We start from the raw sequence: 6,402 nt of genomic DNA, 5'->3' as shown, positions 1-6,402 counted from the left end.
CGTCCTGCCCTTCACCGCCTACCGCGCCCCGGAGTGGAACGGCCTCCGCAGCGTCCTGGACCCGCTCGGGCGCCACCTGACCCCCGACCACGTGGCCAGCGACGTCCTGCTCGTCGGTGGCACGGAGGTGGCGGGGGAGGACCCGCGCGGGCCTCGGGTGCTCGACGCGCTCGCCCTGCCCGCGGCGCAGGAGCGGGCTGCGGCGCTGGCCTCCCTCGGCATCCGGTTCGTGGCGACCGACGACAGCGTGCGGCTGGGCGAGGAGGAGAACGACCTCCTGCGGCCCGACGTGCCGGGGGACCCCGTCGTCAGCAGCGGTGAGCTGAGGGTGGTCGAGCTCGCCCGGCCAACGCTGTCATCGACCCCGGTCGCCACGGCCGTCGCGCTGGGGGCCGCCTGGACGGTGTGGCTGGGGTGGCCCCTCGGCGCCCTGCTGCTCACCCTGCGGCGCCACCACCGTGCCCGAGGAGGAACCGGCGGGTAGAGAAGTGCGTTGCAATGCGTCCGCGGGCGGATTCGCTGTTATCGTCGGCGGTCGGAGAAGGAGGAGAGTCGTGGGATCTTTCACAGCCGCCATCGCGGCTCTGGTCGTGGGTGCCGGCGTCGCCAGTGCCACCGTGGTCGGTGTCGTCCAGGCGCAGCGGTCCGCCGGCGAGAAGCCCAATGAGCAGGTCGAGCAGTCGGTGCTCGACTACGGCACCAACGCCCGGCAGTAGCCTCCCGCGATCCCGCTCGCACGCCCGACCCGGACCCACGGTCCGGGTCGTCGTCGTCAGACCTCGCGCGTGGACTGCTCCTCCGGGTCCACCACGGCCTCCAGCACGCCGCCCATGGCGTCGCCCAGGACCGTCGCGAAGGAGCCCTGGGCATGCCCCCAGGTGAAGCGGTGGCTCATCTCCCGCGCGCCGGCGGCGAGCCGCTCGCGCTCCTCGCCGGCGTCCAGCAGGTGCCCGAGGGCGGCGACGAGCTGCTCCCGGTCGTCGACCAGCACGCCTGAGACCCCGTCGTCGATCGACTCGCGGGTGCCGCCCGCCGACCGGTAGGCCACCGTGGGCGTCCCGTGCATCCCCGCCTCGCCGATGACCAGCCCCCAGCCCTCCTTCAACGACGGCAGCGCCATCAGCCACGACTCGGCGTACACCTGCTGCTTGCGCTCCTCGCTCACGTGCCCGGTGAACACGATCGCATCGCCCGCTCCGGACGAGGCCGCGTGCTCCCGCAGCGGAGCCTCCCACCAGCCCGACCCGACGATCACCAGGCGCAGCCGGGGGTGCACCGGCCGCAGCGAGGCGACAGCGTCGATCGCATGCTCGACCTGCTTGTGCGGCACGAGGCGGCCGACGACGCAGATCGACGGGTACGCCGTCCTGGTCCCCGGGGCGGGGAGGGCGGGGTCGGTGCCGTTGTGCACCACGGAGATGCGCGCGGCGTCGACGCCCAGCGTGGCGAGCTCGGACCGGGTGGCCTGCGAGACCGCGATGTACTGACTGGAGCGGTACAGGCGCGGCGACAGCCGGCTCTCGATCCACCAGCCCACCCGGCCGACGGGCCCCGGGTAGACCACCGGCCACTGCTCGCGGTGCACGTGGTGCACCAGCACGATCACCGGCTTGCGGCTGGCGAGCCGGGTGAAGAACGGCAGGCCGTTCTGCACGTCCACGATGACGTCGTAGGCGCCGAAGCGGCGGCGGGCCAGTGCCAGCAGCCCCTGGGCGTAGACGCCCGTCTTCGAGCCGGCGCGGACGAAGCGGATGCCGTCGCGCACGTCCTCGGCGGGTGCCCCGGGGTGCGCGGCGCAGAAGACCGTCACCCGGGCGCCGCGCTCCACCAGGCCGAGGGCCATCTTCTCGAGGTAGCGCTCGGCGCCCCCGCCCTCGGGGTTGGTGGTGTCGCGCCAGCTGAAGAAGACCACGTGCCGGCCCGCGACGGCGTCGGTCCCGAGCACGGGTGGGGGGATCTGGTCCGGCACCCGGGCAACGCTAGCGAAGGCCGGAGCCGCTCTCGGAACCTCCCCGACCACAAGTGACCCTCGGGTAGGGTCACCGCGTGCCGAGCCGGACCAGCCCCGCCGCCCGCCCCTGGCGGGCGACGCTGGGTCGGTCGGTCCGGCTCCTCCGCGACTTCCGCCACGAGCAGGACGACCCGGCCCGCTTCTACACCGCGCTGGCCGCGGACTCCGCCGGCCAGGTGTCCCAGTACGTCGACCTCGCCGGGGCCACGCTCCTCGACGTGGGTGGTGGACCCGGCTACTTCCGTGACGCGTTCGCCGACGCGGGGGCGACGTACTTCTCGCTCGACGCCGACGCCGGCGAGCTGTCGGGGCTCGGCGAGATCGTTCCGGGCACGGTCATCGGCAGCGGACTGGCCCTGCCGTTCCGCGACGACGCCGTCGACGTCTGCTACTCCTCCAACGTGCTCGAGCACGTGCCGGACCCGTGGCTGATGGCCGACGAGATGGTGCGCGTGACCAGGCGGGGAGGGGTGACCTTCATCAGCTACACCGTGTGGTTCGGCCCGTGGGGCGGCCACGAGACCGCGCCGTGGCACTACCTCGGCGGCCTCCGGGCCCGCCGCCGCTACGCGCGCGTGCACGGCAAGGAGCCCAAGAACAGGTACGGCGAGTCGCTGTTCCCCGTCACCGTCGGGGCAGGGATCGCCTGGGCGCGCCGGCAGGGCGGTGCCGAGGTCCTCGACCTCACCCCGCGCTACAACCCGCGCTGGAGCCGCTTCCTGGTGCTGGTGCCGCTCGTGCGGGAGGTCGTGACGTGGAACCTGGTCATCGTGCTCCGGAAGCGATGAGCACGCCGACCCTGGCGGCACCTCCCTCCGGCACGGTGCGCCGGCGCCTGCGCCTGCTGGCCTGCGTCGTGGTGCTGACGGGCCTCGCCTTCGTGCAGTCACCGGGGCTGCTCGTGCCCGACACCAAGATGGACCTCGTGCTCGCGCCCGCGGAGTTCCTGGGGCGGGCCACCCACCTCTGGGACGCCGAGGGAGCCTTCGGCCAGCTGCAGAACCAGGCCTACGGCTACCTGTGGCCGATGGGCCCGTTCTTCCTGCTCGGCTGGCTGGTCGACGTGCCGGGGTGGGTCGTGCAGCGGCTGTGGCTGGCCCTGGTCATGGGCACCGCCTTCCTCGGGACCGCGAGGCTCGCCCGCGCCCTCGGTGTGCGCTCGGAGGTCGCGTGCATCGTGGCCGGCTTCGCGTTCGCGCTGTCCCCGCGGATGCTCACCACCATGGGGCAGATCTCCATCGAGGCGTGGCCGGGCGCCGTCGCCCCGTGGGTGCTGCTGGCGCTCGTGCGGGGCTCGGAGCGGGGCTCGCCCCGGCGTGCCGCGGCACTGGCCGGCCTGGGGGTGGCGATGGTCGGTGGCGTCAACGCGGCCGCCACCTTCGCCGTCCTGCCGCTCGGCGCCATCTGGGTGCTCACCCGCAGCCCCGGGCCGCGGCGTACGGCGCTGATGGTGTGGTGGCCGCTCTTCACCCTGCTGGGCACGCTGTGGTGGCTGGTCCCGCTCTTCGTCATGGGCGCCTACAGCCCGCCCTTCCTCGACTACATCGAGTCGGCGGTCAACACCACCCTCCCGACCACCCTCTTCGACGCCTTCCGGGGGACCTCGAACTGGGTGCCGTACGTCGACCCGACCAACCGTGCGGGCAACGACCTGCTGCGCGACTTCTACCTGCCGATCGACAGCGGCGTGGTGCTGTTCCTCGGGTGCGCCGGCATCCTGCTCCGCGGCACGCAGCACCGGCTGTTCCTCGGCCTGGGCGTCGTCGCCGGCCTCGCCATGGTCACGATGGGCCACACCACCGGGGTGCAGGGCTGGTTCGCCGGCGACCTCTTCCGGCTCCTCGACGGGGTGCTGGCGCCGTTGCGCAATGTGCACAAGTTCGACCCCGTCCTGCGGTTGCCGCTGGTGCTGGGCATGGGCTTCCTGCTCGACCACGTCGTCGCCCGGCGTCGGTCCGCTCCGGCGGGTGGACCCCGGGACCTGGACGCGCTGGCGAGCCGCCTCACCAGCACCGTGGTCGTGGCGACCGCGGTCCTGGCCGTGGTGGGTGCCGCCGTGCCGGGCGTGCTGGGCCGGATCACGCCCTCGACCGGCTTCCAGGCCGTCCCGGACTACTGGGCCGAGGCGGCCGCGTGGCTGGAGCGGTCCGACTCCTCCGGCACCGCGCTGCTGGTGCCGGGCTCGGCGTTCGGCACCTACGTGTGGGGCCAGCCGCGTGACGAGCCCATGCAGTCGCTGGCCGCCGCCCCGTGGGCCGTGCGCAACGCGGTGCCGCTGGCCCCGCCGCAGAACATCCGGATGCTCGACGAGGTCTCGCGCCAGCTGGCGCAGGGCCGGGGGTCCGCGGCGCTCGCGGCCTACCTCGCCCGCGCCGGAGTGACGCACCTGGTCCTGCGCAACGACCTCACGCGCAGCAACCAGCCCGACCCGGTGCTGGTGCACCAGGCGATCGACGGGTCCGAGGGGCTGGAGCGGGTCGCCGACTTCGGGCCCACCGTCGGCGGGGAGGCGCACCTCGAGGGTCGCGGCGCCAAGGTGGTCGTCAACGGCGGCTGGCAGGACGAGCATCCCGCGATCGAGGTGTACGCCGTCCGCGCAGCCGCCTCGACCGAGGGACCGGCCTACTCCTCCTCGGACCTGCCGGTGGTCGTGGGCGGCGCCGAGGACCTCTACGACCTCCAGGACCTCGACGTGCTGGGCGACGAGCCGACCAGGCTCGCCACCGACGTCGAGGAGCCGCCCGCCGGCGGGGAGCCGCTGGTGCTCACCGACGGCCTCCGCTCGGTCGAGCGCCACTTCGCCCGCGTCCACGACGGCACCTCGGCGACCCTGACCCCCGACGACCCCACCCGCCTGGGCCCGACCCGTGACTACCTGCCCGAGGACGCCGAGCGGTGGCTGACCCGGGCCCGGACCTCGGGCGCCGCCTCGGTCACCGCCTCCTCGTCGATGGCCGACGCCGACGCCTTCGGCCCCCTGCAGCCCGGGCAGCTCCCCTTCGCCGCCGTCGACCGGCACGAGGAGACGTCCTGGCGGGCCAACTACGTGCCCGGCGAGGACGCCTGGTGGCGGCTCGACCTCGAGGAGGAGCGCACGGTGGACTCGGTGCGGATCACCGCCGGGCCCCACCGGGAGGTGGTCCAGGTGCGCACCGCGGAAGGGGTGAGCGAGCCGATCGAGATCGGCGAGGGGGCCTCCCGCACCGTGCGCCTCGGCGTCTCCACCGCGTGGCTGCGCGTCGAGGACGCCTCCGACCGCGTGGGCAACCAGCTCGAGCTCGCCGAGGTCGAGGTCCCCGGCGTGACCGTGTCCCGCTCGCTGGTCCTGCCGCGGCTGCCGGAGGAGTGGGGTGAGCCCGACGTGATCGCCCTGCGCGCCCTCGACGACGACCGCACCGGCTGCGCGGAGGTCGACGACGCGGTGCGCTGCGTCGTCGGCCGCGACGTCGCGGCGGAGGAGCCCTTCGAGATGCGCCGCGCCCTCACCCTCGCCACCGGCGGGGAGTGGGAACCGCAGCTCTGGGCGCGGCCCCGACCCTCGCCCGAGCTCGACCAGGAGATCCAGCGCGGCCTGCCCATCGGCATCTCCGCGACCTCCGCGGGGGTGCCCGACACGCGCGCCCGCGCCTTCGCCGCGATCGACGGCCGCGAGGGCACCACGTGGACCGCGGCCATGGACGGCCTGCGCCAGGAGCTGTCGTTGAGCTGGCTGGGCGCGCGCCGCGTCACCGGTCTGGTGGTCTCGGTCGCCGAGGACACCGCTGCCAGGGCGCCCGAGGAGCTGCGGCTGTCGTGGCCCGGTGGCCGGCGCACCGTGCAGCTCGGTCGCGACGGACGGGTGAGCTTCCCGGCCATCCGCACCGACACGCTGCGCCTGCGCGTCGAGCAGGCGGAGCCGGCCACCAGCCTGGACTTCGCCTCCGTCGGCTCCGACCTGCCCATCGGCATCTCCGAGCTGCGGCTCACGGGCATGCCGTTCGCGCCCGGGTCCCTCGACGACCAGCCGCGCCGACTGTCCTGCGGGTCCGGCCCGACCCTCACGGTCAACGGCACGTCGCTGCGCACGGCCGTCGTGGCCAGCCCCGTGCAGCTGTACGCCGGGGCGAGGGTGCCCGTGCGCCTGTGCCGTGGGTCCACGGTGACGTTGGCCCCCGGCCACAACGCCGTCGACCTCACCTCCTCGGCCGTCTTCGTGCCGGACGCCGTGGTGCTCAGGTCCGAGGACCTCGGCCTCGCCGCACCGGTCGTGGCGTCCGCGCAGCGGCCGACGCCCAGCAGGGTCGACGTGCGGGGGCCGCTCGCGGCCGGTGACGTCGTGGTCCTGCGGCAGAACGCCAACCCCGGCTGGGAGGCCGAGCAGGCGGGGGCGGCCCTCGAGCCCGTCGTCGTCG

At 74.5% G+C, this 6,402-nt stretch carries 4 protein-coding genes and 1 pseudogene; 4 read left to right on the top strand and 1 reads right to left on the bottom strand.

What is annotated here, in order from left to right:
* Together QZX64_RS09860 and QZX64_RS09855 are read left to right on the top strand one after the other, a co-directional pair.
* Nucleotides 1–484: pseudogene (locus QZX64_RS09860) on the top strand (hypothetical protein); the annotation flags it as partial.
* A 70-nt stretch (nt 485–554) separates the two neighbouring features.
* Complete coding sequence (locus tag QZX64_RS09855; protein WP_295658952.1) at nt 555–716, top strand: hypothetical protein; 162 nt, start codon at nt 555–557, stop codon at nt 714–716.
* A gap of 56 nt (nt 717–772) precedes the next feature.
* Here the strand turns inward: QZX64_RS09855 and QZX64_RS09850 are convergent, their stop codons facing one another.
* Nucleotides 773–1,969, bottom strand: a complete 1,197-nt coding sequence (locus QZX64_RS09850; protein WP_295658945.1) for a glycosyltransferase family 4 protein — start codon at nt 1,967–1,969, stop codon at nt 773–775.
* Nucleotides 1,970–2,046: 77 nt separating this feature from the next.
* Between QZX64_RS09850 and QZX64_RS09845 the strand changes: the two genes are divergently transcribed.
* Nucleotides 2,047–2,799: a class I SAM-dependent methyltransferase gene (locus tag QZX64_RS09845; protein WP_295658943.1), complete on the top strand. Its 753-nt coding sequence runs from the start codon at nt 2,047–2,049 to the stop codon at nt 2,797–2,799.
* Nucleotides 2,796–6,402 (top strand): alpha-(1->3)-arabinofuranosyltransferase family protein (locus tag QZX64_RS09840; RefSeq protein WP_295658941.1); only part of this gene is annotated, 3,607 nt, incomplete at its 3' end. The genes QZX64_RS09845 and QZX64_RS09840, both read left to right, overlap by 4 nt.

The sequence above is a fragment of the uncultured Nocardioides sp. genome (assembly GCF_902805925.1).
Taxonomy (GTDB): domain Bacteria; phylum Actinomycetota; class Actinomycetes; order Propionibacteriales; family Nocardioidaceae; genus Nocardioides.
This window is presented reverse-complemented; position numbering and strand designations above follow the sequence as displayed.